This window comes from Streptomyces sp. NPDC096339 (genome assembly GCF_044762985.1).
In the GTDB taxonomy this organism is placed as follows: Bacteria; Actinomycetota; Actinomycetes; order Streptomycetales; family Streptomycetaceae; genus Streptomyces.
In genome coordinates, this window is the sequence record NZ_JBIWFI010000056.1 from 16812 (window position 1) to 43004 (window position 26193).

The 26193-nt window shown below is 71.3% G+C and carries 27 protein-coding genes; 23 read left to right on the top strand and 4 right to left on the bottom strand.

All coding sequences use genetic code 11. From position 1 onward, the window contains the following. Positions 1 to 330 precede the first annotated feature (330 nt). From ACIQ5Y_RS38305 to ACIQ5Y_RS38315, 3 genes are all read left to right on the top strand, one after another. A complete protein-coding gene (locus ACIQ5Y_RS38305) occupies positions 331 to 1002 on the top strand; it encodes a DUF4097 family beta strand repeat-containing protein (protein ID WP_403891653.1) in 672 nt (223 codons plus the stop codon). A gap of 152 nt (positions 1003 to 1154) precedes the next feature. Then, on the top strand, positions 1155 to 2294 hold the full coding sequence (locus ACIQ5Y_RS38310) for a hypothetical protein (protein ID WP_403891655.1): 1140 nt from the start codon (positions 1155 to 1157) through the stop codon (positions 2292 to 2294). 154 nt (positions 2295 to 2448) lie between these two features. Further along, a complete protein-coding gene (locus ACIQ5Y_RS38315) occupies positions 2449 to 2694 on the top strand; it encodes a hypothetical protein (RefSeq protein WP_403891658.1) in 246 nt (81 codons plus the stop codon). Between the two features lie 101 nt (positions 2695 to 2795). On the opposite strand, the gene ACIQ5Y_RS38320 is transcribed toward ACIQ5Y_RS38315, so the two are convergent. Next, entirely contained in the window at positions 2796 to 3233 is a 438-nt protein-coding gene (locus ACIQ5Y_RS38320) for a MarR family winged helix-turn-helix transcriptional regulator (RefSeq protein WP_403891725.1), read from the bottom strand. 117 nt (positions 3234 to 3350) lie between these two features. Here ACIQ5Y_RS38320 and ACIQ5Y_RS38325 point away from each other — a divergent pair, with 117 nt between their 5' ends. The 3 genes from ACIQ5Y_RS38325 (at position 3351) to ACIQ5Y_RS38335 (ending at position 5437) form a co-directional block, all read left to right on the top strand. Then, the gene (locus tag ACIQ5Y_RS38325) at positions 3351 to 3971 is read left to right on the top strand and encodes an NAD(P)-dependent oxidoreductase (RefSeq protein ID WP_403891661.1); all 621 of its coding nucleotides are present in this window, start codon (positions 3351 to 3353) and stop codon (positions 3969 to 3971) included. A 127-nt stretch (positions 3972 to 4098) separates the two neighbouring features. Then, on the top strand, positions 4099 to 4890 hold the full coding sequence (locus ACIQ5Y_RS38330; RefSeq protein WP_403891664.1) for an alpha/beta fold hydrolase: 792 nt from the start codon (positions 4099 to 4101) through the stop codon (positions 4888 to 4890). Between the two features lie 64 nt (positions 4891 to 4954). Beyond that, positions 4955 to 5437, top strand: a complete 483-nt coding sequence (locus tag ACIQ5Y_RS38335) for a hypothetical protein (protein WP_403891667.1) — start codon at positions 4955 to 4957, stop codon at positions 5435 to 5437. A gap of 39 nt (positions 5438 to 5476) precedes the next feature. On the opposite strand, the gene ACIQ5Y_RS38340 is transcribed toward ACIQ5Y_RS38335, so the two are convergent. Continuing rightward, on the bottom strand, positions 5477 to 5824 hold the full coding sequence (locus ACIQ5Y_RS38340; protein WP_403891669.1) for a hypothetical protein: 348 nt from the start codon (positions 5822 to 5824) through the stop codon (positions 5477 to 5479). 16 nt (positions 5825 to 5840) lie between these two features. Next, positions 5841 to 6065 carry a response regulator transcription factor gene (locus ACIQ5Y_RS38345; RefSeq protein WP_403891672.1) on the bottom strand — a complete coding sequence of 75 codons (225 nt, stop codon included), beginning with the start codon at positions 6063 to 6065 and terminating at the stop codon, positions 5841 to 5843. Between the two features lie 260 nt (positions 6066 to 6325). On the opposite strand from ACIQ5Y_RS38345, the gene ACIQ5Y_RS38350 reads away from it, so the two are divergent. The 9 genes from ACIQ5Y_RS38350 to ACIQ5Y_RS38390 all read left to right on the top strand — a co-directional run bounded on the left by ACIQ5Y_RS38350 (position 6326) and on the right by ACIQ5Y_RS38390 (position 17816). Beyond that, the gene (locus ACIQ5Y_RS38350; RefSeq protein ID WP_403891675.1) at positions 6326 to 6694 is read left to right on the top strand and encodes a VOC family protein; all 369 of its coding nucleotides are present in this window, start codon (positions 6326 to 6328) and stop codon (positions 6692 to 6694) included. 382 nt (positions 6695 to 7076) lie between these two features. Then, positions 7077 to 7568 (top strand): tetratricopeptide repeat protein, encoded by a 492-nt coding sequence (locus ACIQ5Y_RS38355; RefSeq protein ID WP_403891677.1) that lies wholly within the window; start codon positions 7077 to 7079, stop codon positions 7566 to 7568. 409 nt (positions 7569 to 7977) lie between these two features. Further along, positions 7978 to 9177 (top strand): cupin domain-containing protein, encoded by a 1200-nt coding sequence (locus ACIQ5Y_RS38360; protein ID WP_403891679.1) that lies wholly within the window; start codon positions 7978 to 7980, stop codon positions 9175 to 9177. 99 nt (positions 9178 to 9276) lie between these two features. Further along, entirely contained in the window at positions 9277 to 10518 is a 1242-nt protein-coding gene (locus ACIQ5Y_RS38365) for a cupin domain-containing protein (protein WP_403891682.1), read from the top strand. An 8-nt stretch (positions 10519 to 10526) separates the two neighbouring features. Continuing rightward, the gene (locus ACIQ5Y_RS38370; RefSeq protein WP_403891685.1) at positions 10527 to 11831 is read left to right on the top strand and encodes an MFS transporter; all 1305 of its coding nucleotides are present in this window, start codon (positions 10527 to 10529) and stop codon (positions 11829 to 11831) included. Continuing rightward, positions 11828 to 13819, top strand: coding sequence for a M13-type metalloendopeptidase (locus ACIQ5Y_RS38375; protein ID WP_403891688.1), 1992 nt, complete (start codon positions 11828 to 11830; stop codon positions 13817 to 13819). The genes ACIQ5Y_RS38370 and ACIQ5Y_RS38375 overlap by 4 nt, the downstream gene beginning before the upstream one ends. A gap of 17 nt (positions 13820 to 13836) precedes the next feature. After that, on the top strand, positions 13837 to 15801 hold the full coding sequence (locus ACIQ5Y_RS38380; protein WP_403891691.1) for a S9 family peptidase: 1965 nt from the start codon (positions 13837 to 13839) through the stop codon (positions 15799 to 15801). 59 nt (positions 15802 to 15860) lie between these two features. Continuing rightward, positions 15861 to 17213: a Zn-dependent hydrolase gene (locus ACIQ5Y_RS38385; protein ID WP_403891694.1), complete on the top strand. Its 1353-nt coding sequence runs from the start codon at positions 15861 to 15863 to the stop codon at positions 17211 to 17213. Between the two features lie 6 nt (positions 17214 to 17219). Then, positions 17220 to 17816, top strand: coding sequence for a TIGR00730 family Rossman fold protein (locus ACIQ5Y_RS38390; protein WP_403891697.1), 597 nt, complete (start codon positions 17220 to 17222; stop codon positions 17814 to 17816). Between the two features lie 20 nt (positions 17817 to 17836). On the opposite strand, the gene ACIQ5Y_RS38395 is transcribed toward ACIQ5Y_RS38390, so the two are convergent. Continuing rightward, positions 17837 to 18835, bottom strand: coding sequence for a helix-turn-helix transcriptional regulator (locus ACIQ5Y_RS38395; protein ID WP_403891700.1), 999 nt, complete (start codon positions 18833 to 18835; stop codon positions 17837 to 17839). Between the two features lie 236 nt (positions 18836 to 19071). Here ACIQ5Y_RS38395 and ACIQ5Y_RS38400 point away from each other — a divergent pair, with 236 nt between their 5' ends. From ACIQ5Y_RS38400 to ACIQ5Y_RS38435, 8 genes are all read left to right on the top strand, one after another. After that, positions 19072 to 19380, top strand: a complete 309-nt coding sequence (locus tag ACIQ5Y_RS38400) for a hypothetical protein (protein WP_403891702.1) — start codon at positions 19072 to 19074, stop codon at positions 19378 to 19380. Between the two features lie 178 nt (positions 19381 to 19558). Then, positions 19559 to 19738, top strand: a complete 180-nt coding sequence (locus ACIQ5Y_RS38405; protein ID WP_403891705.1) for a hypothetical protein — start codon at positions 19559 to 19561, stop codon at positions 19736 to 19738. A gap of 46 nt (positions 19739 to 19784) precedes the next feature. Next, positions 19785 to 20813: a ParB N-terminal domain-containing protein gene (locus ACIQ5Y_RS38410; protein ID WP_403891708.1), complete on the top strand. Its 1029-nt coding sequence runs from the start codon at positions 19785 to 19787 to the stop codon at positions 20811 to 20813. 36 nt (positions 20814 to 20849) lie between these two features. After that, positions 20850 to 21155, top strand: coding sequence for an Asp-tRNA(Asn)/Glu-tRNA(Gln) amidotransferase subunit GatC (gene gatC / locus ACIQ5Y_RS38415; RefSeq protein ID WP_403891711.1), 306 nt, complete (start codon positions 20850 to 20852; stop codon positions 21153 to 21155). Then, positions 21152 to 22651, top strand: coding sequence for an Asp-tRNA(Asn)/Glu-tRNA(Gln) amidotransferase subunit GatA (gatA, locus tag ACIQ5Y_RS38420; RefSeq protein WP_403891714.1), 1500 nt, complete (start codon positions 21152 to 21154; stop codon positions 22649 to 22651). Before gatC ends, gatA begins: the two co-directional genes overlap by 4 nt. Before the next feature lie 30 nt (positions 22652 to 22681). Then, positions 22682 to 22957 carry a hypothetical protein gene (locus tag ACIQ5Y_RS38425; RefSeq protein WP_403891717.1) on the top strand — a complete coding sequence of 92 codons (276 nt, stop codon included), beginning with the start codon at positions 22682 to 22684 and terminating at the stop codon, positions 22955 to 22957. Between the two features lie 1463 nt (positions 22958 to 24420). After that, positions 24421 to 24663 (top strand): hypothetical protein, encoded by a 243-nt coding sequence (locus ACIQ5Y_RS38430; protein WP_403891720.1) that lies wholly within the window; start codon positions 24421 to 24423, stop codon positions 24661 to 24663. Beyond that, a complete protein-coding gene (locus ACIQ5Y_RS38435; protein WP_403891723.1) occupies positions 24663 to 25526 on the top strand; it encodes a hypothetical protein in 864 nt (287 codons plus the stop codon). The genes ACIQ5Y_RS38430 and ACIQ5Y_RS38435 overlap by 1 nt, the downstream gene beginning before the upstream one ends. Positions 25527 to 26193: the final 667 nt, after the last annotated feature.

Here is a 26193-nt window from a genome sequence, read left to right on the forward strand (position 1 = left end):
CCCCCTCTTCCGGACTTCTCCGAATCGATACTCGAATCCTCGCACCCGCCACTGACAATCGATCTTGGACGGGGACTGCCGGCCCGACGCGGACGGCGACGCGTCCCGGGCCGCGAGCGGGGCGGCCGGGCCGCCGCCCCCAGCGTAGCCTTCACTCTCAATCCATTGCAACGAACCTCGGCGATCATTGCATTGAAGTTCAATCCAACGCAACGATTTCACGCCTCTGACCTGCATTGATCGGATCTTCAAGCAACGAACGTGTTGCCAGAATCCATGAACGCAACGTAGCTTTCGGTCATCAGAAACAACGAGCCGAAGGACAGAACAATGCAGAACTTCGCCACCGCCGCCCCCGTCTCCGCCGTCCTCGACATCCCCGCCGGCCTCATCCGGTTCATCGCCGCCGACCGCACCGACACCACCGTCGAGGTCCTCCCCGCCGACGCCTCGCAGAGCCGCGACGTGAAGGCGGCGGAGCGGATCACGGTCTCCTACGCCGACGGAACCCTGCGGATCGAGGCCGCGCCGGCCAAGAACCAGCTGCTGGGCAACTCGGGTTCGGTCGAGGTCACCGTCCAGCTGCCGGCCGGCTCCCACATCGAGGCGAAGGCGGCCCTGGCCGACTTCCACGGGACGGGCCGCCTCGGCGACGTGACCTTCGAGGCCGCCCAGGCGACCGTCGAGCTCGAGGAGGCCGCGAGCACCCACCTCACCCTCCAGTCGGGGGACATCACCGTCGGCCGCCTCGCCGGCCCCACCACGATCCACACCCAGAAGGGCGACATCCAGATCACCGACGCCGTCCGCGGCAAGGTCGAACTGCGCACCGAGCACGGCGACATCACGGTCGCCGCCGCCCAGGGCGTCTCCGCCACCCTCGACGCCGACACGGCCTACGGCCGCATCCACAACTCCCTCCTCAACACCGAGGGCGCCGGCGCCGCCCTCGACATCCACGCCACCACCGCCTACGGCAACATCACCGCCCGCGGCAACTGAAGGACGGGGCAGCCGCGGGGAGTCTCGGTGGCCCTTGAGGAGCGCGCCGCGAAGCCGTCTTCAACCTTTCGGCGACGGCGCTGCTCAGAGACGGGTGACGTACGGCCCACGACCGGGCCGTACGGACCGCCCCCGAAGGGACCGATCAACCGATGAAGCGCGCACTGCTCGCACTCACCGGCGGCCTCGCCGCCCTGACCCTCGCCTTCAGGCCCGCGCCAGGCCCCTGGATCACAGAGGAGTTCCCGGCGGGCGAAGCCCGGCTGCTCGCCGTCGAGCGCATCGACGCCCACACCACCTGGACGGCGGGCTTCCGCACATCCACCGAGGGCAAACGGAAGGTCCTCCACCCCGTCCTGTTCGGTCGGGAGGACTCCTCGCACACCTGGAAGCGGATACCGACCCCGCTCGACGACACCAACATCCGCATCAACGCAATCGGATCCGGCCCCGACGGCGACGCCTGGCTGGTGGGCGACGCCGACGTGGCGCTGCGCACGATCCACACCGCGCGCCACGACGCCACCGGCTGGAAGCCGGTACCCGTACCCCTGCCCGAGTCCGCGCTGAGCGGCGGCCTCCTCGGGGTGGCCGCCGTCGACGACGACGATGCCTGGGCGGTCGGCTGGACCCAGCCCAACGGTCCGCTCCTCACCTTCCAGGGACTGATCGAGCACTGGGACGGCACCGCCTGGCGCCAGGTGGCACCGCCCGCGCTCGACACCGACGACTGGTCGCTGCGGGCCATCACCGCGAACGCCCCGGACGACATCTGGGCCGCCGGCACCATCGGCACGCCCGAAGGAGCCCGCCCCCTCCTGCTGCACTACGACGGCACGTCGTGGACCCGACACCCCGCACCCGAACTCGGCTCCCTCAGCGGCGAGTTCACGGCCATGGCATCGAACGGCCCGAATGACGTCTGGGCGGTGGGCCGCGTCGAACGCGGTACGAACCGTACGGACCACGGGCTGGTCGCACACTTCGACGGCACCCGCTGGAGCGTGGTCGACGCCCCCGTCGGCCAAGGCCGCCTCTACGGCGTGACCGCCACACGCGACACGGTCGCCGTGGTCGGCGCCCAGAACGCGACCAAGCCCATCGGGGCACGACTGCACTACGGCCGCTGGCAGTCACTGCGCCTCCCGGAGGTGGGCACCCAGGGCACGATGCCCGTAGGCGTCGTCCCCACGGGCAGGGCGCTCACCATCGTCGGGCCGGCCATCAACGCACCGACCACCGGCGACGAGGACGGGGCCATCACCCTCCCCTTCGCGATCAGGGGATTCTGACTGACCGCCCGGGCGGCCGGCCGCTCGTATGACCTTTCTCCGGAGAGGGGTTCTGTCCTGCCATTGGAGTGAAGGACCGTTCCCCGTTGCCAGGACGTGATGTTGAACAGGCCACACGCACTTTCCCGGCGTGTGATCGAGTTATAGGAGAATCATGCGTATTCGCTCTGCTCTCACGTCCTCTGTCCTGGCCGCGGGCATCCTGCTCGGCGGTGCGGGTGCGGCCCTGGCCGACGACGGCGTCGAGATCGGCAGCTTCTCGGGCGGCCACTCGCAGTACGCCCGCACCTGCGCTTCGGCCGCGGCGGTCCCGGCGGTCGTCGGCCCGGTCTACACCTCGAACTGTGAAGCAGAGGGCGAGAAGGAGTGGGCCGACGCGGCTCACCTGGGCGCCAACTGACGACCGGCGCAGCCTGACGGGGCGGTCGACCGGACGCGTCGACCGCCCCCGATCCCACCCCGATCCCACCCCGGCTCCGCCCGGCCCCGTCGGCGGCCCGGTTAGGAAACCCCGGTCACACCCGTCTTGGCCAGCAGTTCGTGGAGGCGCTCCTGCTCTTCCCGCGAGAGCCGCGCCAGGGGAGACCGGGTGTCCACGGCGCGTACGAGTCGCGCCCGCGCCCGAACCCCCTGTGGCGTCAGGGTGATCACCTTGATCCGCCGGTCCGACGGCGACGTCTGACGCCGGGTGAGCCCGCGCTCTTCGAGGCGATCGGTGAGGAACGTGACGGTCGAGGGGTCGCAACCCAGCGTCGTGGCCAACGCGCGCATGGAAGGCGGTGGCACACCGGGGTCGAGGTGCCACAACACGTTGGCGAGCGCCTCGGTGAGGTCCGACTCCGCCAGCAGTTCGGCGAAGGCCGCGCTGGTCTGCGCGGCGAGCGCGTAGATCTGCTTGAAGATGGCGTGGCTGAGCGGCTCATCGCCGCCGTCGGGCATCGCGGGCACCCCCCGACCTTACGTGAAGCGTCAAACCCTTGAAGGATCCAAGCATTTCCACAATGCTTGGAGAGTCCAAGCAACCGCGCCGCCGCATCGGCAGACGGAGGCAGACTCATGCACCTGGCCGTCTTCGGCGCCACCGGCCATACGGGCCGCCACCTGGTCGACCAAGCCCTGGACTCCGGACACCACGTCACCGCGCTCGCCCGGCGCCCCGCCGAGCTCCCCGCCCGCGCACGCCTGCGGGTCTTCGAGGGCGACATCCGCAGCGCGGAGTCCGTGGCGCGGACCATCGCCGGCGCGGACGCCGTCATCAGCGCACTGGGCCGGCGCCGTTGGGGGACCACGGTCTGCGCCGACGCGATGCGCACCGTCCTGCCCGCGATGGCCGCCCACGACGTGCGCCGCCTGATCGCCCTCGGCAACTACGGCACGGCCGACAGTCGACACCCCGGCATCTACACCGCCACCGTGTGGATCGCGATCAGATCCATCATGCGGGACAAGGAACGGATGGAGCGGCTCATCCGGGCCGGTGGCACGGCCTGGACCATCGTCCGCCCGGCGGCCCTCACCGAAGGCCCCCTCACGGCGCGCTACCGCACCGGAACCGACCTCCGTCTCACCTTCGCCTCGAAAGTCGCCTTCGCCGACGTGGCCCACTTCATGCTCGCGCAGCTCACCACGGAGGAGCACGTGCGCGAAGCGGTGGCGATCGGCCCCGCCCGGGCCTGACGACGAGGGCGCCCCCACGAACGGAAATTCATACAGCCGTATTGAACAAACGTATTACACACGCGTATAGTCAACCTCGTTCGCAGGACCGCCACCCCGCCACCCGAACCGAGGGAGCACCACCGCCATGACCGTCCAGCCCACTCGTGCCACCCTGACCGTCGACGGCCGCACCCTGTCCTACCTCGACTTCGGCGGCACCGGCCGACCCCTCGTGGCCCTGCACGGCCACCTCTCCGAGGGCGCCTCCTTCACCGGCCTCGCCGCAGCCCTCGGCCCCGAATGGCGGGTGATCGCCCCCGACCAGCGAGGCCACGGCGACTCCGACCGCGCCCCCGAATACACCCGCGCCGGCTACATCGCCGACCTCCTCGCCCTCGTCGACCACCTCGGCATCGACCGCGCGGTCTTCCTCGGCCACTCCCTCGGCGGGTTCAACGCCCTCCACCTGGCCGCCGAACGCCCGGAGCTGGTCGAGGCCCTGATCAACGTCGACACCGCCGTGGACCTCCCCGACCACGGCGCCGGCCCCCTCGCCTTCGTCCTCGGCTTCCCCTACACCGCGGCCACCCGCGAGGAACTGGCCGCCGCCTGCGGACCCCTGGCCGCCGCCCTCGGCCCCGTACTGCGCCCGCTGCCCGGCGGCGCCGGCTGGCGGCTCCCGTTCCACCCGCAGGACACCGTCGACTCCGAGAACCTCGTCCACGGCGACCACTGGAAGCAGTGGCTCGCCACCGACTGCCCCGCGCTCCTGATCCACGGCCTGCGCAGCCAGGTCCTGCCCGCCGACCAGGCCGAGGCCATGTGCTCCAAGCGCCCCGGCACGATCTACCGCTCCCTGGACACCGACCACTTCGTCCACCAGGCCGACCCCGAGGGCTTCACCACCACGGTCCGCGAGTTCCTCGCGAGCATCTGAACCACCCTCACCACCCCTCGAAGCGGTCCGGCGCCGAGCGCCGGCCCCATGCGATAGTCGCCGCATGGACCGAGCTGACGAGAGCACGGACGCAATCGCGCCGAGCGCAGAGGAGTACGCCGCCGTGCGCACCGCCGTTGCCGCGGTCGCACCCACGTGGGCGGGCGGACAGCCGGTCTCCCTGGGCGGGTTGTTCGACGGTTGGAGGGACTTGGCCGACGAAGTGGAGGAGGGCTACTCGTGGTGTGCGCCCGAACTCGACAACGACACCTGGTGCCGGAGCGTCCTGGCGCGCATCTGGCCGATGCTCCCCGCGCGAGTCCGGGAAATCAGGGGACCGGAGCTCGACGCCATCGACGAGCGGTACCGCCGGGCCACGGTGCCGTGGCCCGGGCGTCCTGAGGACGGCGCCGACTGGTGGACCTGGCGGGTTCCCCGGCGTCTGATGGTGGAGGCGTCCGATCAGCGTGGGGAGGACTGGCCCGCGGATTGGGGAATGATGCCGTTCCCCAGGCCGGCTTCCGTGGAGGTCATCCCCTGGGAGTGACGCGGCCCGACCGCCGGTGTACGTCCCCGGCCGCCCCGCTCACCGCATGCTCCAGGCGCTGATCGCCGCGAGCGGGATGCGGAAGGACTCGCCCAGTGCCGTCGGCAGGCTGCTGGAACCGGAGATGAGCTGGCAGCCGTGGAGGTGCAGGAAGGCGGGCGGGTAGGCGGGGATCTCCGTGGCCTCGTGGGAGAAGTCCTCCGCGAACCGTTCGTCGGGGAGGCCCGCGTCACCGAGGTGTTCGGCGAGGTCCGTGGCCCAACGCCGGTGCGCCGCGATGCGACCCGTGATCACCGCGCCCTGCGTCACGACCGTGATGCGAGGGCCTTCGCCCTCCATCTCCGTCCGGTTGATGAGGTCGATGAGCAAGTCGTCTCGTGTGGTCATGCCCAAACTTTAATGATCATGGTCGGAGATCCCGTTCGCGCGCCGGCCGCTGGTTCGGCCAGCCCTTTTCGTGCGCGAGGAGCGCCGCCTCCACCCGGTTGGCGGCGCCGAGACGGCGCATGAGGGTGGCCAGGTGCTTGCGGTACGTACGCACCGACACCCCGAGACGGCGCGCCGCCGTCTCGTCCTTGTCGGCCTCCCTCAGCATCGTGAGGATCTCGCGTTCGATGGCGGACGGCATGTCCGATCATCGCCCTCCTCCCCGCCGGATGGCACGCGGAGGTCGACGAACTGCGGGAGGACCTCGCCCGCCTCGTGATAGCGGCACCCCCCGGAACCACCACGGCCCAGACCACTCGCGTCGCCACCGGCATCCTGTCCCAACCCGGCCTCCGGGACTGGCGCCTGGCCGATCACCGACCCACGGAAAGGCGGGGAGGGGGCGGGACGGCAGCCCCTATGGTGATCTTGAGAAGCCGCACCGATCGACCCGGAGGCATTGTGTCCCTACAGATGAAGCTGTGCGCGATAACGCTCGACTGCTCCGATCCGATGGCTCTGGCGGCGTTCTACCAGCAGGCCACCGGCCTCGAACCGCACCCGAAGTCCAACGCCGAATTCGCCGGTCTGCGCGGTGAGGACGGACTCTTCATCGGCTTCCAACGGGTCGACGACTACCGGGCTCCCAGCTGGCCCGACCAGACCGTTCCTCAGCAGTCCCACCTCGACTTCAAGGTCGACGACCTGGACGAAGCCGAGACCCGACTGCTCGAACTGGGCGCGGGCAAGCCCGACCACCAGCCGAACCGGGACAGGTGGCGGGTCCTCACCGATCCGGCCGGCCATCCCTTCTGCCTCGTCACGAGCTGATGGACGCCGATCCTTCGTGTTCAACCGTGTTCAACTGCCCCGCGGGTGCAGTTGAACACGCGTTGACCCCGCCGCGGAGTCCCGGGCATTCTTCTGCCGTTGCCGGGAAACACCCCGGCAGAAACGCACAGGCAGAAGGGAAGTGAATCTCATGGAGAACGTCGACTTCGACGACATCGAGTTCATCGAGACCGCCGAGGAACTCCTCGCGACCTCGTACTACAAGAACATCCAGTAATTGTTCCTGTAGTAATGCCTGCGTGAAGGGCGGCGTCGATCCGGACGCCGCCCCTTCGCGTTGTACGGGCGAAAACCGGACAGGTTCGCCCCGAACCCCGAACGGGATTTGTGATGAGCGGTGCGGAAGTGGGAGGCTGCCGAAATGACGACGACTGAAGCGGTATGGGAAGAGCGTGTGGCCGCGCTCTGGGAACAGCTGGACGACCACGAGGAGGAGGAGTTCCTCGCCCGGGTCGAGGCCCTGGCCGCGGAACTCCCCGAGGGGGACCCGCGGGGACTGTTCGAGCGCGCCTGCGCCCACGACTCCACCGGCCACTCCGACCTCGCGGCCCCGCTCTACCGCGAGGCCCTGGCCACCGGCCTGACGGGCGTACGGCGTCGCCGCGCGGTCATCCAGATGGCCAGCTCGATCCGCAACCTCGGCCAGGCCAAGGAGAGCGTCGCCCTGCTGGAGGCGGAGCGGGCCGAGGGCTCGGACCTGCTCGACGACGCCGTCGTCGGCTTCCTCGCCCTGGCGCTGGCCGACACCGGCCGCGAACGCGAGGCCCTGTCGCTGGCCCTGACCGCGCTCGCCCGGCACCTGCCGCGCTACAACCGCTCGCTGGCCAACTACGCCGGCGACCTCGTCCCGTAGCCGCACCCCAGCCCCGCATTTCCGATTTCCGAACCGGAACCGCTGGACCGATGAAACCGCTGGACCGCTGAAACCGCGGCCCCGACCCACAGGTCGGGGCCGCTTTCGTTTCCGTTCAACTGCGCCGAAGCCCGTGCAGTTGAACGCCGTTGACCCTCCCGGCGCCCCCGGGCATTCTTTTCTCATCGCCGGGGAAAACCCCGGCGGACCGGAAAGAAACGAAGGGAAGTGAATCTCATGGAGAACGTCGACTTCGACGACATCGAGTTCATCGAGACGGCCGAGGAGCTGCTCGCCACCTCTTACTACAAGAACATCCAGTAATTGTTCTTGAAGTAGCGCTGTGGCGGAGGGCGGCGCCGAAAGGCGCCGCCCCTCCCCGCGGCCCGATTCTTTCGAGGAGCTCGGTATGGCGAACTACGCATTCGCAGATCTGGTGGGGGACGAGCAGGTCTTCTTCGCCGAATACTTCAACAAGAAGCCCATGCTGCGGAAGAACGCCGTGCCGGGAGACCCGCGCGACATCCTCTCGCACCGCAAGCTGGACCAGCTGGTCAACCTTGAAGTCGTCCGGCCGCCCTACATCAAGGTCAACCTCGGGGGCAACGGCGTCCCCGAGCAGGGCTACACCCGCAACGTCGTCGTCCAGGGCCAGACCATCACCGACGTGGTCGACCCCGAGAAGATCTACGAACTGTTCCGGGCCGGCGCCACCGTCACCTGGTGCTCGCTCAACCAGATCGTCCCGGAACTGCGCGACTTCACCCGCGTCATCAGCGAGAGCATGGCCGTGCGCACCGACTCGGTGGCCTTCCTCACGCCCACCGGGAAGAAGGGCTACCCGCCCCACCACGACCCGGTCGACCTGTTCATCGTCCAGCTCGAGGGCACCAAGCACTGGAAGCTCTGGAACCCGCCGGCCGAACGCCTGGGCGACAACGCGCAGTACACCCTCGAAGGCCTGGGCGAGCCGGAGATCGAGGTCTCCCTCCAGCCCGGCGACGTCCTCTACCTCCCCTACGGCACCCCGCACGCCGCCGCCGCGGAGGGCAAGGCCTCGCTGCACCTGTCCGTCATGATGCGCCCCCGCATGTGGAAGGACCTGCTGCGGCAGACCGTCGAGGAGCTCATCACCGCCGACGAGTCCGGCGAGTTCAACGCGTACCCCTACATCGGGGAACTGCGCTCGCCCGAGGTGGAGACCGGCTTCGCCGAGAAGATCGCCGCCCTCGCGGCGCGCCTGCAGGGCGTGGCCGCCGGCGCCGAACTGGACCGGCTCGCCGACCTCGGCCGCCACATGGAGGGCAGCTCCGCGGGCAACACCTTCCAGGCCATCGCCGACATGGACGAACTCGGCCCGGACGTCCGCCTCAAGAGGGGCAGCGCCCCCCTGGAGTTCGGCGTCAGCGACAACGGCCGGACCCAGATGACCGTCAACGGTCACAAGATCGCGGTACCCACACCGATCGCCGAAACCCTGGCCGCGCTCGGCCCGGACGCGTCGATCGCGGCGTCCCTCATCTTCCCGGGAGCGGACGCGGTCCGCTCGACGAAGGCCGCGCAAGGGCTCACCCGGCTGGGTGTGTTCGAACTGGCCGCGGCCGGCTGACGAGCTGCCGGTACCGGACGTGACCCGTCGCGGACCACCGGACCACCTCCCCGGTGGTCCGCGACGGGCGTCCCCGTGCACGAGTGGAGGCAACAGAAGGTGGACACGTACTCCTTCGAGGATTTCGTCGGCGACCGGGACACGTTCCTCGCCGAGCACTTCAACAAGAAGCCGCTGCTGCGCAAGGGGGCACTGGCGGGCCGCCTCGACGGCCTCCCCTCGGTGCGGCAGCTCGACGACGTACTGGCCCTGGAGACGACCCCGCCCTCCTACCTCCGGGTGACCAAGGGCGGCAAAGGCGTGCCCAGCGGCGCCTACACCCGCACCGTGGCGCGCGGCGCGGCCCTCGCCGAGGCCGTGAACCCCGAGAAGGTCTACGAGCTGTTCCGCTCCGGCGGGACCGTCACCTGGAACTCCCTGCACCACGTGCTGCCCTCGGCCCGCCGGCTCCTGGCACCCTTCACCGACACCTTCGCCTGCGAGGGCGAGGTGGTCCTCTTCGTCACCCCGGCCCGCAACGACGGCTTCTCCCCGCACCACGACTCCATCGACGTGTACGTCGTCCAGGTCGACGGCACCAAGACCTGGCGGGTGTGGGCCACCCCCGAGGTGCGCCGCGGCGACGAGGCCTCGTACACGGCCGAGGAGCTCGGGGAGCCCGTCATCGAGGTGACCCTGCAACCCGGCGACGTCCTGTACGTCCCGCACGGCACCCCGCACGCGGCCGCCGCCCGCAGCGAGCTGTCCCTGCACCTGTCGGTCGGCATCGAGCCCCGCCGCTGGCGCGACCTGCTCCGGGACACCGTCGACTCCGTGGTCCGCGACCCGGAGTTCCACGCGTTCCCGTACCTGCCCGGCGAAGGCCCGCAGGGCGACGAGGCCGTCGCGGACCTGAGCCGGCACATCGAACTCCTCCGGGACCGGCTCGCGAGCCTGGAGCCCGTCTCGGAGGCCAAGCGCCTGGCGCAGACGGGCCGCGAGCGGGCGGGCGCCGGCCGCCCCCGCGAGTTCTCCCGGCTGCACGCAGCCGACGCGCTCACCACCGACTCCCTCGTCCGGCGCAGCAGCGCCCCCGTCGAGATCGGCGAGAGCGACGGGGGCAAGACCGGCATCCGGGTGAACGGCCACCGGATCGCCGTGCCCGACGCCGTCGCCCGCACCCTGCGCGACCTCGACGGCGGCCGCCAGGTCACCACGTCCGAGTTCTTCCCCGGCGTGGACGCCGCCCGCTCCCTGAGCGCCGCCCGCGGGCTCGCTCGCCTCGGCGTCCTCGAATGCGCCGAGCACGCCGTGTTCCCCGTACGACCGTCCACCGCCGACCACCATGACCAGGGGAAGTGAGCCGCGAGATGGCCATTGACACCCGAACTCCGGCCACCACCGAGGCCCCGCCCCCCACCCGCCGGGCCTGGCGCGAGGTGTACATCCTCGCGGGGATGCGCGGCCTGTCCTTCGCCGGCGACATCGCCGCCGAGACGGCCATCGCCCTCCAACTCCAGTCCCAGGGCGCCGGCTCCTACGCCGTGATGGCACTGCTGCTGGCCGCGACCGTCCCGCCGGTCCTGCTGTCCCCGCTGACCGGACGGTTCGCAGACCGCTTCGACAGCCGCAACCTGATCGTGGTCGTCGGCGCCCTGCAGGCCCTGATCTGCGTGGCCATGACCATCTGGACCTCCCCGGTGGTCCTGATCACCCTCTCCGTGCTGCTCTCCTCCGGACTCGCCTTCACCCACCCGGTCTTCGGCGCCCTGCCGAGCGCCATCGTGGGCAAGGAGAACGTGCCCCGGGCCTCCTCGATCTCGCAGACCACCGCCATGGCGGGCATGGTCGCCGCCCCCGGCATCGCCGGCCTGCTCATCGGCCGCTTCGGGGTGTCCATCCCGCTGCTGATCGACGCGCTCAGCTTCGCCGCCGTCGTCGTCGGCGGCCTGCTCATCAAGACCCGCCTGCACAAGGGCCGCGGCGGCGCCGCCCCGGCCGGCGGCGAGGCGGACGAGCCCGCGAAGGCCCCGTACAAGGTGACGTCCGACCGGTTCCTGACGGCCGTCCTGATCCTCAGTGGCGCCGTGATGGCCGCCGCGAGCATCATCAACGTCCTGATCGTCTTCTACGTACGGGAGACCTTCGGGTCCTCCGAGGAGACCTTCGGCCTGATCATGTCGGCCTGGATGCTGGGTCTGATCCCCGGCGGCATGCTGGTCCGCAAGGCCAAGAACCTGCGCTACGAGACCGTCCTGATCGGCACCTTCGTCTGCATCGCGGTGGCCATCCTCGGCACCGGCCTGGCGCCCGGCGTCTGGTGGATCGTGCCCTTCTACGTCCTCGGCGGCATCGGCAACGGAGCCCAGGCCACCGTCACGCACATCCTGCTCAACGTCCGGGTCCCCGACACCCACCGCGGCCGCGCCTTCGCCGCCCTCGGCGCCGTCTCCAACACCGGCCCCGCCATCGGCTACGTCGTGGGCGGCGCGGTGATGAGCATCGCGGCCCCGCGCTACGGGTTCCTCGCCGCCGGGGTGTTCTGCCTCCTGGCACTGGCCCTCTTCAGCGGCCGGGTCCTGAAGTCCGCGGACGCCGACCGAGCCGAGGCCGACCGAGCCGACGCCGACCGAGTCGAAGCCGACGCCGACAGCAAGGCCGAGGCCCTGCGATGACGACGGTCTCGGACCCGGCCGCGGGCATCCCCGCCCTCCCGGACGACGTGGAACTCGACCTCTCCGTACGCCCCCAGGACGACTTCTACCGGTTCGTGAACGGGCACTGGACGGACCGCTGCGCCCTGCCCGCCCACCGGGCCGAGGCCACCACCCTGACCCTGCTCGCCGACCGGGCCGAGGCCGACGCCGAGGCGGTGATCCTGCGCGCCGCCGAAGGCGCCCGGGACTCCGCCGCCGACCCGGCCGGCCGCCGCATCGCCGCCCTGCACGCCTCGTTCATGGACGAGGACCGCATCGAGGAGCTCGGCGCCGCCGGGGCCTTCGCCGCAGACCTCGAAGCGGTCCGCGCCGCCGCCAGCCGCGAGGAGCTCGCCGGGGTCCTCGGCCGGCTCCAGGCCCAAGGCGTGGGCGGTGCCGTCGACTTCACCGTCGCCGTGGACACCGCCGACGCCGACGCCTACGTCCTGGTCCTCTCCCAGGCCGGACTCGGCCTGGCCGCCGGCGCCTACCACGACCCCGAGGACGGAGGGGACGGAGAGGACGGCGCCGCGCTGCGCGGGCGCTACCTCGGCCACATCGCCGTGATGTGGGCCCACGCCGGCCTGCCCGACCCCGCCCCGTCCGCCGCCTCCGTACTCGCCCTGGAGAGCGGACTCGCCGCCCGCCACACCGTCGCCCGGCGCGGCGCGCCCCTGCGGCCGCTGTCGTGCACCGCCGCCGAACTGGCAGCCCGTACCGGCGGGTTCCCCTGGGGGGCGTGGCTGGCCGCGCTGGGCACCGTCCCCACCGACGCCACCGTACGGGTGCGCCAGCCCGAGTGGCCCGACGCCCTCGACGCCTGGTGGTCCGGACACACCCTGGACGAGCTCAAGCGGTGGGTCTGCTGGCGCTACGTCCACGAGATGGTGCCCTTCGGGCCGCGCCAGGTCTTCTCCGACAACTTCGCCTTCTACGGGCAGCTCCTCAACGGGTTCACCCAGCCCCGGCCCCGCCGCATCCGGGCGGTCTCCTTCGTGGAGACCTTCGCCGGCGACGCCGTCGGCGAGCGGTACGTCGCCGAATACCTGGCCCCCGGCGCCGTGGACGCCGCCCGAGAGCTGGTCGACGCGCTGACCGCCGCCTTCCGGCGGCGCCTGGAGCGGGCCGACTGGATGTCCCCGGCGACCAGGGCCGCGGCCCTGGACAAGCTCGACGCGATGGTCTTCGAGATCGGAAGCCCCGCGGTGCGGGCGGGGGACGCCGGCGAGCAGCAGCCCTTCGACCCCGCCGACCTCCTCGGCAACGTCAAACGCGGCCGCGCCCGCCGCATCGCCGGGGAACTCGCCCGCCTGGGCCGCCCGGTGGACCGCACCGAGTGGAAGATCCACCCCCACCAGGTGACCGCGTACTACCGGCACGGGCTCAACCAGGTCGTCGTGCCCGCCGGACTGCTCCAGCCGCCGGTCTTCGACCCGGCGGGCGACCCCGCCCGCAACTTCGCGCTCCTGGGCGCGATCATCGGCCACGAGATGTCGCACGCCTTCGACAGCCGGGGCTCCCGCTACGACGGCCACGGCCGGCTGCGCGACTGGTGGGCCCCCGAGGACCGAGCCGAGTTCACCCGCCGCACCGCCCTGCTGGTCGCCCAGTACGACGGGTTCGAGCCGACCGGACTGCCCGGCCGCAGGGTCAGCGGCGCCCGCACGGTCGGCGAGAACATGGCCGACATCGCCGGGGCCACCGTCGCCCTCGACGCCTTCGCCGCGCACGAGGGGCCGCTCGACGCGGCCCGCACCCGGTCGTTCTTCCTGCACTGGGCCACCCTGTGGCGCGCCCGCACCGTCCCCGCCCGGCTGGCCGAGCGCCTCGCCTCGGACCGCCACCCGCCCGCCGAGTTCCGCTGCAACGGCGTACTCGGTCACCTCGACGCCTTCCACCAGGCGTTCGACGTGCGGCCCGGCGACGGACTGTTCCTCGACCCCGCTTCCCGCTTCTTCTTCCTGTAACCCTGTGAGGCCACGCCATGCTTCCTGCTGACATCGAGCTGCTGCCCGTCCTGGGGCGGCCCGCCCTCTCGCCCGACGGACGCCACGTCGTCTTCGAAGTCACCCGCCCGGTCGTGGCCGAGGACGACTACACCACCGAGCTGCTGATCGCCGACACCACCGGCGAGAGCGCCCCGCGCCGCCTCACCCAGGGCCCGTACGACGGCTGCCCGGCCTTCTCGCCCGACGGCCGCTTCCTCGCCTTCCAGCGCCCCGGCGCCCACGGCCGGGCCCAGATCCACCTGCTGCCGCTGGACGGCCCGGGCGAGGCCTACCCCGTCACCGACCACCCGATGGGCGCCGGGGCCCCCGTCTGGAGCCCCGACGGCACCCGGATCGCGTACACCAGCCGGATCCCCGAGCCGGGCCGCTACCAGGGCCCCGCCGAAACGGAGCGGCCGCGCCGGATCACCACCCTGCTCTACCAGATGGACGGCTTCGGCTACACCGCCGACCGGCCCCGCCACGTCTTCGTCACCGACCCGTTCGACCCGGACGCGCCCGCGGTCCAGGTCACCGACGGCCCCGCCGACCACATGGACCTGGCCTGGAGCCCCGCCGGGGACCTGTTGACCTTCGTCTGCGCCCGCCACGAGGAGGCCGGCGACGACTCGCGCAACGACATCTGGGCGGCGGCCCCCGACGGCAGCGGCCTGCGGCCACTGACCCACGGCGGGATGTACCTGTTCACCCCCCGCTTCAGCGCCGACGGCAGCGCCGTGGTGTTCGTCGGATCCGAGCTCGACAAGTCCAACCACTCCTGCGCCACCGCCACGTACGGCCTGTGGACCGTCCCGGTCGGCGCTCCCGACGTCGAGGCGCCCGCCGGCGACGGCTCCCACGCCCCGCGCCGCCTCACCGACGGCGCCCACCACCTCAGCTTCGCCAGCCAGATGATCTGGCCCACCGCCGACGGCGTGTACTTCGCCGGAGACCGGCGCGGCGAGGTCAACCTCGTCCTCGTCCCCTACGACGGCGGTACCCCCGTCCCGGTCATCACCGGACCCCGCCAGGTCGGCGGCTACGCCGTGACCGCCACCCCGGACGGCCCGGTCATCGCCGCGGTCGTGGCCGCCGCCGACAGCGCGGGCGACCTGCTCGTCCTGCGCGGAGGCACCGAACGGATCCTCACCTCCTACGGAGCCGAGCTGCGCGAGCGCGGATCCCTGCTGCCGATGAGGGAGTTCACCGCCACCGCCCCCGACGGCTACCCGCTCCAGGGCTGGGTGGTCCGCCCCGAGGGCCCCGGCCCCCACCCGGTCGTCTTCCAGGTCAAGGGCGGCCCCTTCACCCAGTGGGGCTACACCCTCAACGGGCCGGCCGCCTTCGACGAGGCGCAGGTCTACGCGAGCGCCGGCTACGCCGTCGTCCTCGGCAACCCCCGCGGCACCTCCGGCTACGGCGCCGAGCACGGCGCCCACGTACGCGACGACCTGCCCGGCAAGTCCGCCGTGGACCTCCTCGCCCTCCTGGACACCGCCCTGGCCCAGCCCGAACTGGACGCCGGCCGCGTCGGCGTGATGGGCGGCTCCTTCGGCGGGTACATGGCCGCCTGGTTCAACGCCCACCACGGGGACCGCTTCAAGGCGATGATCGGCGAGCGCGGCCTCTACTCCATCGACAGCTACGCCGCCACCAGCGACGACGGCGTCGACCTGGCCGTCTCCCTGTACGGGCCGGACCGCGACGACTGGGCCCGGCAGAGCCCCCTCACGCACGTGGACTCCATGACCACGCCGATGCTGATCATCCAGTCCGAGGAGGACCGGCACTGCCCGATGGAGCAGGCCCAGCGCCTGTTCACCGAGCTGCGCGTGCGCGGGGTCCCCGCCGAGATGCTGCTCTTCCCCGGCGAAGGGCACGACATGTCCCGCACCGGACTGCCCAGCCACCGGCTCGCCCGCTTCGAAGCGGTCCTCGAATGGTGGGGGAGGCACCTGTGAGCGGCGTGGTCGACCTGGCGGGACTCCAGGATCTGCGAACGGACCGGAAGGAAGCTGTCATGACCAGCACGCTCGTCCAGCGCACCGGTGGCCTCTCGGCCGACATCGACGGGGACAGGCTGCTGCGGCGCATCGCCCGCCTCGGCCGGATCGGCCTCGACCCGGAGACCGGCGGCATCACCCGCGAGGGCTTCAGCGCCGCCGACTGCGAGGCCCGCGCCTACCTGATGGACGAGGCGCGCGACGCCGGCCTGCTGGCGACCGTGGACGCCGCCGGGAACGTCATCATCCGGCCGCGGCACGGCGCGTACGGCGACGGCCGCCAGGTCCTGATGATGGGCTCGCACCTGGACACCGTGGTCAACGCCGGCCGCCTCGACGGGGCGTACGGGGTGCTGGCCGCCCTGGAGGTGGTGCAGGCCTTCGAGGAGGCCGGCATCGACTCCCCGTACGAGCCGGTGGCCGTGGCCTTCGCCAACGAGGAAGGGGCCCTGTTCCCGCAGCCCTTCTGGGGCTCCATGGCGATGGCCGGCCGGTTGGCCGGTCTGCCCCGCGAGCCCCGCGACCACCAGGGCCGGCTGCTGCGCGACGCCCTTCGCCGGGCCGGCGGGGACCTCGACGCCCTCGGCAGCGCGGGCTGGCCGCACGGCTCCGTCGCCGCCTACCTCGAACTCCACGTCGAGCAGGGCCCCGTCCTGGAGCGCAGCGGCAGCCGCATCGGCGTGGTCGACGCCATCACCGGCCGCACCGTGCTGACCCTGGAGGTCCGCGGGGCCGCGGGCCACTCCGGCACCAGCCCCATGAAGGGCCGCCGCGACGCGATGGCCGCCGCGGCCCGCGTCGTCCTGGCCGCCGAGCACATCGCCGGCGAACGCGCGCTGTGCCGGGTGGCCACCGTGGGCCGGATCGACCCCCACCCCAACACCCCCAACACCATCGCCGGTTCGGTACGGATGACCGTGGACCTGCGCGACACCGACGTGTGGCGGGCCGCCACCGCCGAGGAGACTCTGCGCCGGATGCTCGACGCCATCGCCGCGAGCACCGGCACCGAGATCGAGGTGGTCGCCGAGACCCGCTCCGACCCCGTCTCCACCAGCGAGGTGCTGCGCGCAGCGATCGAGCGCAGCGCCGACGAACTGGGCCTGCCCCACGAGGTGCTGCCGAGCGGAGCCGGACACGACGCCCAGATGGTCGCGGACATCGCACCCATCGGAATGATCTTCGTGCCGAGCCTGGGCGGCATCAGCCACGTGCCCGAGGAGGACACCGCGCCGGCCGACCTGGTCGCCGGGGCCCGGGTGCTCCTGCGCACCGCCCTGCACACCATCGGGATCGGCACCGACGCCCGCCCCACCACCCCGCACGCGCACGGCGCCCCGCACATCGAGCGACACACCACCGGAAGTTGAGGAGCCATGAAGACGCTGGTCGGAAAATGTGAGCGCATCGCGGTGTTCTGCGGTGCCAGGCCCGGGGTCCGCCAGGATCATGTCGACTTCGCGTACGGCTTCGGCCAGGCGCTCGCGGGCCGGGGCCTGGACCTGGTCTACGGCGCCGGCGGCGTCGGAGTCATGGGCGCCGTCGCCGACGGAGTGCTGAGGGGAGGCGGGGCGGTGACCGGGATCGTCCCGCGCAGCCTGCACGAGCGCGAACGCGCCGACCGGGCCCGCGGCGCCATCTTCGTGGTCCGCTCCATGCACGAGCGCAAGGCCCTCATGTACCGGCTCTCCAGCGGGTTCGCCGTACTGCCCGGCGGCATCGGCACCCTCGACGAGCTGATGGAGGTGGCCACCTGGAACCAGCTCTCCCTGATGGAGAAGCCCATCGTGGTCGTCAACCACGCGGGCTTCTACGACCCGATGCTCGCGATGCTCGACCACCTGGTCTCCGAGGGCTTCCTCACCGCGGCCGAACGCGGACTGATCCGCAGCACCGACACCGCCGAGGAAGCGCTCGACCTGCTCGCCACCCCGGCCCGCACCCCGCTGCACCCGGTCCTGGCCTCGGCGTGAACGGGCGCACCGGCCCCGGATTATTCGAGGACGGCCGGAAGGTATCCGCGCTGCACCGCGTGCACCCCCGCCTGGAAGCGACTCCCGGCGTCGAGGAAGGTCATCAGCCCGGAGGCGATGCGCCGGGCGGTGCGCGGCGAGACGCCCAGGCGGTGCGCGATGGTCTCGTCGGTGCAGCCCAGTGCGAGCAATCGCAGCGCCTCCACCTGCTGGCGGGTCAGCGCGCCGGGATCCGTTGCGCGCCGGCTCTCCAGCGGCTCCGCGGACTCCCAGACGGTCTCGAAGAGCGTGTGCAGGGTGGTGACCATCCCCTGGGAGGTCACCTCGACCGCCCCGGCCCCCGTGTTCCCGGTGTCGGCCGCGATGATCGCCGAGGCACGGTCGTAGATGATCATCCGGTTGGGCAGCGAGGGCACCGTCCGCACCTGGCAGCCCTGTTCGGTCAGCCAGCGCGCGTACTCCATCGTGTCCGGGCAACCGCGGATGCTGTCCAGGTACACCGTGCGCATCTGCACGCCCCGCTCCAGCAGCTGCTGGTTCAGCGGTCTGGAGGCGTTCATGTTGGCGGTGGTCTGCGGGCCGCCGGGCGCGAAGGTCAGCAGCTCCTCGGAGACCTGGCCCAGCAGGGCGGACAGATGGTCGCGGATCGACTCGATCCCGTCGAGGTAGCGCACCCCGGAGTCCGTGTGCCCCGAAGCGCGCTCGCCGTCGTACTCCAGGATGAGCTGCGCGGCCGCGGCCCGGCTCGCCTCCAACTGCTGCTGCCGACTGGCCAGATCGGCCTGCTGGCGGGCGAGCAGGAGCTCCATCCCGACGTGCGGGCTGACCGCGTGCAGTTGGTTGGAGTCCTCGGCGGAGACCCTGACCAGCGCCATCTCGCTGAGCCGGTCGAGCGCGGAGCGCACCGTTTCCTCGGACAGATCGAGCCGCAGGCAGAGCTCCGGAATGTCACTGAACCTGGCCAAGATCCCCCGGTAGACGGATTCGGCGACTGCGTCGAGACCGAGGAGATCAAGCATCGATGGACGACTCCGATTCCGTCAGGGTCCAAGGCCCCGAGGGACTCCCACCTGTTGGTCGAGGCCAATTGGACGAGTGATTGAGCCGACGGTACGGGCCACCCCGCCCCCCGGCAAGACGGCTTCCCGAATCCAAGGAATTCCGGCCACCCGGGGGCCCCGCGGATTTCGGAAAACAAATTCCACTGCGGGCGGTGGCGGGACGCCGCGGCCGCACCTACGAGTCAGGTACGCCCATGTATCTCGTACATGTCCACTTGAGGCCACCGCGCTCCGGTGCCCGTCTGCCGGTCCCGGCCGCCGCGGCCATCGCCCGCTGTGCCGAGGGGCGGGACGGTTTCGTCCACGTCAGTGTCCACCCCGAGCCCGAGGCGTCCCCCGTCGTGGGCCTCTACCTCAGCGCCCCCTCGCTGGACGCGGCCGAAGCGGCCGCCCGGAGACTGTGGCGGCACGTCGGATCGCAGCTGGCCACGCTCGGCGAATGGGAAGTGGAACGCGCCGAGGTGCCCCTGCTGCCCGGCGTCGACCCGTCGGGCACCTTCTGACCGACTGTGCAGGTACATGACAAAGATTTGACCCGGACTCGACTCGTCCTTGAGCGGAGCTGGACTGAGTATGCCAAGGCCGGATTGCCCGCCCCGATCCCCCTTTCCCAGCCACTCGCGCCCCCAGCAGACTCATGGCTGTCAGCGAAACACCGGCCGGCAGAAAAGGCGGAAAGCAATGAATTTCGAAAACACCCGTCGTATCGTCCGGGGCGCCGTGGTCACCGGGATCATCGCCGCCTCCACCGCATTCGGGGCATTCGCCGCGCACGCCGACACCGCCGCCGGCTCCACGACCCCCGCCACCACCCAGAACACCGCCGTTCACAGCGCCCAGGACGACCTCGGCTGGCAGTGACACCACCCCCTCACCGCACCCACCACCACGAGGGGGAAAGAAGGCAATGGAAACGGAAAGCGCCGACCACCTGATCCGGTTCCGAGACCGGGGATTCCTCGACCAGCCCGTCGAAACCGTCCCCACCGACAGCATCACCATCGGATACACCCCGCGCAGCGACGGCGAGGACACCGAGTACACCAAACTCCTCGCGGAAGCCGCCGACGAACTCCCGCCCATCCTGGTCCACCGCCCCACCATGCACGTCATCGACGGTGCACACCGGCTGCGCGCCGCCGCCCTCCGCGGCGACACCCACATCCCCGTACGCTTCTTCGACGGAGACCGCGCCGAGGCCCGCCTGCTCGCCGTGGCGGCCAACGTCACCCACGGACGGCCCCTCTCCACCGCCGACCGGACCACCGCCGCGGGACGCGTCTTCGCCTCCCACCCGCACTGGTCCGACCGCGCCGTCGCCGCCGTCACCGGGCTCTCCGCCCGCAGGGTCTCCCAGCTGCGCAAACACACGCCCGCGGCCCGAACCGGCCACCGCGTCGGCCGGGACGGCCGCACCCGCCCCGTGGACCCCGCCCGCGGCCGCGCCCTCGCCGGCGAACTCCTGCGCAGCAACCCCGGCGCCTCACTGCGCAGCATCGCCGCCGAGGCCGGAGTGTCCCCCGCGACCGTGGCCGACGTACGCGACCGGCTCCGCCGTGGCGAAGACCCCGTCCCCTCCCGCCGCCCCGAGCCCGACGCGGCCCAGGCGGCCCCCGCGGACGCCCTGCCCCCGATCTCCCTGGAGTCCCGCCGCAGGCCCGCCCCCAACCCCGAACCACCCCCCGGCCCCGCCCAGCTCCTGCGCATCTTCGACTCCCTGCGCCGCGACCCCTCCCTGCGCCTGAGCGAGTCCGGACGCAACGTCCTGCGCATGCTCGGCGCCTGCACGCTGGTCGTCCAGGACCGCGAGAAGATCACCGCGACCATGCCCACCCACTGCAAGGAACAGATGGCCCAGCTCGCCCACGGCTACGCCGGCCTGTGGCGCCTCCTCGCCGACGAACTGGCCTGCGCCGCAACCGCAGAGGCCTCCTAACAGCCCCCCCGTACGAGCGAACAAGGAAGTCGCACGATGCCCGGCATCACGCGCGAGGAAGTCGCCCACCTCGCCCGGCTGGCACGCCTGGAACTGCACGGCGCGGAAGTCGACCACTTCGCGGGTCAGCTCGACGCCGTCATCGGCGCGGTCGCCCGCGTATCCGAAGCAGCGGACCAGGACGTCCCGCCCACCTCCCACCCGCTGCCGCTGACCAACGTCGTCCGCCCGGACCGGGTCCGCCCCTCGCTCGCACCCGAACAGGCGCTCGCCGCCGCTCCCGCCCAGGACCGAATGCGTTTCAAGGTCCCGCGGATCCTGGGCGAGGATCACCAGTCATGACCGACCACATCATCAGGCTCACGGCCGCCCGGACCGCAGAGAAGATCGCCTCCGGCGAACTCACCGCCCTCCAGGTGACCGAGGCCCACCTCGCCCGCATCGAGGCCACCGACGAGAAGGTGGGCGCCTTCCTCCACGTCGACCGCGAAGGCGCCCTCGCCCAAGCCCGCGCCGTGGACGCCAAACGCGCGCGCGGCGAGGAGCTCGGCCCGCTCGCCGGCGTCCCCCTCGCCCTCAAGGACGCCTTCACCACCACCGGAGTACCCACCACCTGCGGCTCCAGGATCCTCGAGGGTTGGATCCCGCCCTACGACGCCACCCTGACGCGCAAGCTCAAGGAAGCCGACGTCGTCATCCTCGGCAAGACCAACATGGACGAGTTCGCCATGGGGTCCTCCACCGAGAACAGCGCCTACGGCCCCACAGCCAACCCCTGGGACCTCAATCGCGTTCCCGGCGGCTCCGGCGGCGGCTCCGCGGCGGCACTCGCCGCGTTCCAGGCACCCCTCGCCATCGGCACCGACACCGGCGGCTCCATCCGCCAACCCGCCGCACTCACCGGCACCGTCGGCGTGAAACCCACCTACGGCGCGGTCTCCCGCTACGGACTCGTCGCGTACTCCTCCAGCCTCGACCAAGGCGGCCCCTGCGCCCGCACCGTCCTGGACACCGCCCTGCTCCACGAGGTCATCGCCGGCCACGACCCCCTCGACTCCACGTCCATCGACGCTCCCGTGCCACCCGTCGTCGACGCCGCCCTGAGCGCCGACGTCGCCGGCATGCGCATCGGCGTGGTCAAGCAGTTCGCCGGCGAGGGCTACCAACCCGGTGTCGTCCAGCGGTTCAACGAGTCGGTGGCGCTCCTCGAAGAACTCGGCGCCCGGATCATCGAACTGGACTGCCCCTCCTTCGACCTCGCCCTGGCCGCCTACTACCTCATCGCCCCCTCCGAGGCATCCTCCAACCTGGCCCGCTTCGACGGCATCCGCTACGGCCTGCGCACCGGCGACACCCCCGGCCACTCCGCCGAGGACGTCACCGCGCTCACCCGCGAAGCCGGGTTCGGTCCCGAGGTCAAACGCCGCATCATCCTCGGCACGTACGCCCTCAGTTCCGGCTACTACGACGCCTACTACGGCTCCGCCCAGAAGGTCCGCACCCTGATCATGCGCGACTTCGACCAGGCGTTCGCCCAAGCCGACGTGATCGTCTCGCCCACGATGCCCACCACCGCGTTCCCCATCGGCGAGCGCGTCGACGACCCCCTCGCCATGTACCTCGCCGACCTCTGCACCATCCCCACCAACCTCGCCGGAAACTGCGCCATGTCACTGCCCTGCGGCCTGTCTCCCGACGACGGCCTCCCCGTGGGACTCCAGATCATCGCCCCACCCATGAAGGACCACCGCCTCTACCGGACCGGCGCCGCCCTGGAGGCCGCCTTCACCGCACGCCGCGGCCACCCCCTGCTGGACGAGGCCCCCGTACTGGGCTGAACCGCCCGCCGAAACCGAGGAGGAAGCGCCATGACCGTCATGAGCACCGCACACGTCCACCAGATCGAGGCCCTGCTCGCCCACGACATCTCCGGAGTCGTCGACGCGGTGGTCACCACCTCCCGCGAGGCCTCCGGAGCCATGGCCTTCCACCTGGTCGTCGGCCCCCCGGACCGCCCCCAGGAATGCGACCGCATCGAGTTCACCCTCGACCCCGAACACGCCAGAGCCCTCCTCTCCGAAACCGAGCCCCGCCCCGCCCTCGTGCCCTGCCGCGTAGGAGTCGCCTTCAACTCGATGCAGTGAGGCGATGTGACGGTCAGGGACACGACTTCCGCGCGCGATTGAGCAGTTCGACTGCGTGGTGTGCAGTCTCACCGATCTCCGGCATACAGGGATGGCCGCAGGCACGGACCAGGCAAGATCATTTCCCAAACATATCCGGTCCAAATTTTGAAGCACTACCCCGGCGGCCAGGTCCGCGCAGGGGGCCTTTCGCGTCGCGCCGTCAAGCGGTACGTGAAGGACCGGATCAAGAAGCCGCCGTCCAGGGCGTCGGGGCCTCGAAGGCCGACCTCCGCGGATCGCCGCCGACGGCTCCGCGGAGATCCGCTTCCGGGACAGCGGGAGCCGTCAGTGGGAGAAGGGCCCGCGTCCGGAGACGCGGGCCCTTCGCGTGCACATGATGTGCATCACAAAACGAGGGCCGGATCCACCGTGAACAGAAGGCCCGCCAAACCGTCCGGGCTGGGGAGCGGCTTCGAACCCCACTATCGGGGCCCGCTTTGCCCAAGCCATCCATGCCGGACGATCCCGGACACTCCCGGACGGCGCTCCGGACAGCGCGTCAATGGGGGCGGCCCCCACGTCGGGCTACACATCTGGGCCGGCAGCCCGTCGCTCCGCAAGCTGCAGAACGCCGGCAACGGGATCCCGCGCCGCGCCACCATCAGCGACATGCTGAACACCAAGAAGGTCGAGGAGACGCAGAGGGGTGGGTGCTCGGGTGGCGGCGCCTGAAGACCCGCCGGCGCCCCCAGGCCGGAGGCTGGCTCAAGGCGCCTGACCGGCACCGGGCGAGCAGCTGCTCACGGGCACCACTGCGCGGGGCCGCAGGGCGTACCCGGGAACTCACCTGCGGTCTACCCACGTTGTCCAGTGGGAGCGTTGTGTCCGCTGGACATGGAAATGACTCGGCCTCCCCGCTCACACGCCCAGATGTGCGTGTATCCCGCGTGCCGGAGCGTGCGGGCGGGGAGGCCGAGCCGTGGGTGTCCTGTTGGCGCAGGGCACCCGGGTGTCAGCGTGTCCGAGGTCGGGACGAGCGCCGAGAATCACGGCCGCTGGGGCCGCTCAGGTCCCCATCGTGCTCTCTCCGGGTGTTGTTCATCCAGCGTAGTGGCGCAACGGATTTGTTACGAACCGGACCTTGAGACGTTTACGCAGGTCAGAGCATTTCCCGGTGTTCTTCACTTCGGTTTCGAAGAGGGCTCCGGAAGAGTGAAAATCACGCTCTGTACCCGCGTGGCGGCATGGGTCAACATGAATGGGTGTCATCGGTTCCGCATCACCGGGGAGTTGGCGCTCCCAGGCGGAACCAGTCCGAGGTCAGCAGGGTCCATCGCCATGGAATCCGGTACCGCGTGCCTCCACGGTGATGGACCCTGCCCCAACAGGAAGGGTTCGAGACCCCGATGCAAGCTCACACGCATCCGCGAGGCGGCATCTGTCTGCCTACGCCCATCCCCGGACTGTGGGGCTTCGCGCCGTTGAGCGCGATCCGCCACTTCTGGGAGAGCTCCACGCGCCTCATCCAGCGCCACGCCGCCTCCGCGGCCCGGCTCGTTCTGTACGTCGTGGTCGGCGCGATCGCGGGCATCGTCGGCTCCGCCGTCGGCCTGGCGCCGGCGGAGTCGATCGGCCTCGGCCTGAACGTGGCGGCCACGGTCGCCGCGTTCTGGCCGCCCCGGCGGGTCCGCCCCCGCATCACCCGGCGGACAGGGGGCCGCTGATGCCGCGCCAGCCCAGTCCGATCAGCGACGACGCGTCCGCCGAGCTCCGCGAGCTCGCCAGCGGTATGCGCGACCTCAAGGATGCCGCGGGGCTTACCTTCGCGACCCTCAATGAGCGCGTGCACTACTCCACCGCGTCCCTGTCGGGCGCGGTGTCCGGTAAGAAGCTGCCCACCTGGGAGGTGACCTGGGCTTTCATCCACGGCTGCGACCCCATGGCGGACGAGCAGGTCTGGCAGGAGCGGTGGCGGGCCGCTGAGGAAGGAGAACTCCGCCGTGCGGAGGCCGAGGCCACCGCCCCGGACACCGCCGCGCGCCGGCCGGGCGGTGTTCCCCGTCAGCGCCGGTCGACCGTCGCCGAACTCGTACGCGAGGAAGTCGAGCGCCGGCAGCAGACCACCGCCTGGAGCCCGTCGGAGGCCATGACCGTCAGCACCGCCCTCGCGCTGTGCACGACCGCCTACGACTTCCGGGAGCTGCTGCGCGACCTGATGGAGACGCAGGGGCTCGGCAACACCGAGATCATCGCGAACGCCCGGGCCAAGGGGATCGTCCTCAGCCGGGGCGAAATCTTCAGCGTGCTCAACAGCGGCGAGATCCCCGACACCGCACCCCTGCACGGCTTCCTCTTGGGCTGCAACGTGGGGCTCGTGCGGATCAACGAGTGGCACCGCACCGCCACCCGGATCAAGATCTCTCAGGCCAGGCGCAGCGAGACCGGATCCGAGAGTGAAAGGAGGGGGGTGCGTGTCGTCTGGAAGGAGTTCTGGGCACGGCTCGGCGTCGAGGGCTCCCTCAGCCTGATCTCCACGATTCTCTTCCTCGTGCTCCAGATCATCCCGTTCATCCAGTTCCTCTTGTGACCCGTCAGCTGAACCCGGAGGGCCGCCCCTGTTGGGGCGGCCCTCCGCCTATGTCGGCTGCTTTGCCTCGCCGTTTCCGCAGGGAGGGCCCGGGACCGGGCGTGTCGGTTGGTGTTACCGGTGGCGTCGAAGGAGGTACGGCACGACCACCGCCGCGTACACGCCGGATGCGGTGAGGCCGGCATCGACAGGGTCGGCCCAGGACGGCGCGAGCCGCACCACCAGAAGCGTACCGAAGGCGAGGAAGCAGCCGACCACCCCGATGAGCTGACTCCGTGAAACGGGGTCATCCAGGCCCGCGTAGCGGGCCGTTCGAGGCCGAGCGTAGCGAGGACTCAAACCCTTGTCCGGAGCGAAGCGCAGGCTTCTGGCTCGGCGAAGCCGAGCTCAGCAAGGCGGCCTCTTGCCCGAAGCGAAGCGGAGGGGCCCTGGCCGAAGGCCGGCTCTGGGCTGCGGAGCTGCGCTGCGCCGAGCGCAGCGAGGCGGGTCCTTGGGCCGGAGCGAAGCGGAGGCCTCCCGGCCGAAGGCCGGGGCTCGGGCCGCGGAGCGGCCCTCCGCCAAGCGCAGCGAGGCGGAGTCCCTAGGCCGGAGCGAAGCGGAGGCCACCCCCCGCCGAAGGCGGGGGGGCGGGGGGGGGCCGCGCGCCCCCCCCCCCCCCCCCCCCCCG

Excerpts from the sequence above, each read along its gene's own strand:
- ACIQ5Y_RS38305 (WP_403891653.1), top strand. The coding sequence starts at position 331 with ATGCAGAACTTCGCCACCGCCGCCCCCGTCTCCGCCGTCCTCGACATC.
- ACIQ5Y_RS38310 (WP_403891655.1), top strand. The coding sequence starts at position 1,155 with ATGAAGCGCGCACTGCTCGCACTCACCGGCGGCCTCGCCGCCCTGACC.
- ACIQ5Y_RS38315 (WP_403891658.1), top strand. The coding sequence starts at position 2,449 with ATGCGTATTCGCTCTGCTCTCACGTCCTCTGTCCTGGCCGCGGGCATC.
- ACIQ5Y_RS38320 (WP_403891725.1), bottom strand. The coding sequence starts at position 3,233 with ATGCCCGACGGCGGCGATGAGCCGCTCAGCCACGCCATCTTCAAGCAG.
- ACIQ5Y_RS38325 (WP_403891661.1), top strand. The coding sequence starts at position 3,351 with ATGCACCTGGCCGTCTTCGGCGCCACCGGCCATACGGGCCGCCACCTG.
- ACIQ5Y_RS38330 (WP_403891664.1), top strand. The coding sequence starts at position 4,099 with ATGACCGTCCAGCCCACTCGTGCCACCCTGACCGTCGACGGCCGCACC.
- ACIQ5Y_RS38335 (WP_403891667.1), top strand. The coding sequence starts at position 4,955 with ATGGACCGAGCTGACGAGAGCACGGACGCAATCGCGCCGAGCGCAGAG.
- ACIQ5Y_RS38340 (WP_403891669.1), bottom strand. The coding sequence starts at position 5,824 with ATGACCACACGAGACGACTTGCTCATCGACCTCATCAACCGGACGGAG.
- ACIQ5Y_RS38345 (WP_403891672.1), bottom strand. The coding sequence starts at position 6,065 with ATGCCGTCCGCCATCGAACGCGAGATCCTCACGATGCTGAGGGAGGCC.
- ACIQ5Y_RS38355 (WP_403891677.1), top strand. The coding sequence starts at position 7,077 with ATGACGACGACTGAAGCGGTATGGGAAGAGCGTGTGGCCGCGCTCTGG.
- ACIQ5Y_RS38360 (WP_403891679.1), top strand. The coding sequence starts at position 7,978 with ATGGCGAACTACGCATTCGCAGATCTGGTGGGGGACGAGCAGGTCTTC.
- ACIQ5Y_RS38370 (WP_403891685.1), top strand. The coding sequence starts at position 10,527 with ATGGCCATTGACACCCGAACTCCGGCCACCACCGAGGCCCCGCCCCCC.
- ACIQ5Y_RS38375 (WP_403891688.1), top strand. The coding sequence starts at position 11,828 with ATGACGACGGTCTCGGACCCGGCCGCGGGCATCCCCGCCCTCCCGGAC.
- ACIQ5Y_RS38380 (WP_403891691.1), top strand. The coding sequence starts at position 13,837 with ATGCTTCCTGCTGACATCGAGCTGCTGCCCGTCCTGGGGCGGCCCGCC.
- ACIQ5Y_RS38385 (WP_403891694.1), top strand. The coding sequence starts at position 15,861 with ATGACCAGCACGCTCGTCCAGCGCACCGGTGGCCTCTCGGCCGACATC.
- ACIQ5Y_RS38390 (WP_403891697.1), top strand. The coding sequence starts at position 17,220 with ATGAAGACGCTGGTCGGAAAATGTGAGCGCATCGCGGTGTTCTGCGGT.
- ACIQ5Y_RS38395 (WP_403891700.1), bottom strand. The coding sequence starts at position 18,835 with ATGCTTGATCTCCTCGGTCTCGACGCAGTCGCCGAATCCGTCTACCGG.
- ACIQ5Y_RS38400 (WP_403891702.1), top strand. The coding sequence starts at position 19,072 with ATGTATCTCGTACATGTCCACTTGAGGCCACCGCGCTCCGGTGCCCGT.
- ACIQ5Y_RS38405 (WP_403891705.1), top strand. The coding sequence starts at position 19,559 with ATGAATTTCGAAAACACCCGTCGTATCGTCCGGGGCGCCGTGGTCACC.
- ACIQ5Y_RS38410 (WP_403891708.1), top strand. The coding sequence starts at position 19,785 with ATGGAAACGGAAAGCGCCGACCACCTGATCCGGTTCCGAGACCGGGGA.
- gatC (WP_403891711.1), top strand. The coding sequence starts at position 20,850 with ATGCCCGGCATCACGCGCGAGGAAGTCGCCCACCTCGCCCGGCTGGCA.
- gatA (WP_403891714.1), top strand. The coding sequence starts at position 21,152 with ATGACCGACCACATCATCAGGCTCACGGCCGCCCGGACCGCAGAGAAG.
- ACIQ5Y_RS38425 (WP_403891717.1), top strand. The coding sequence starts at position 22,682 with ATGACCGTCATGAGCACCGCACACGTCCACCAGATCGAGGCCCTGCTC.
- ACIQ5Y_RS38435 (WP_403891723.1), top strand. The coding sequence starts at position 24,663 with ATGCCGCGCCAGCCCAGTCCGATCAGCGACGACGCGTCCGCCGAGCTC.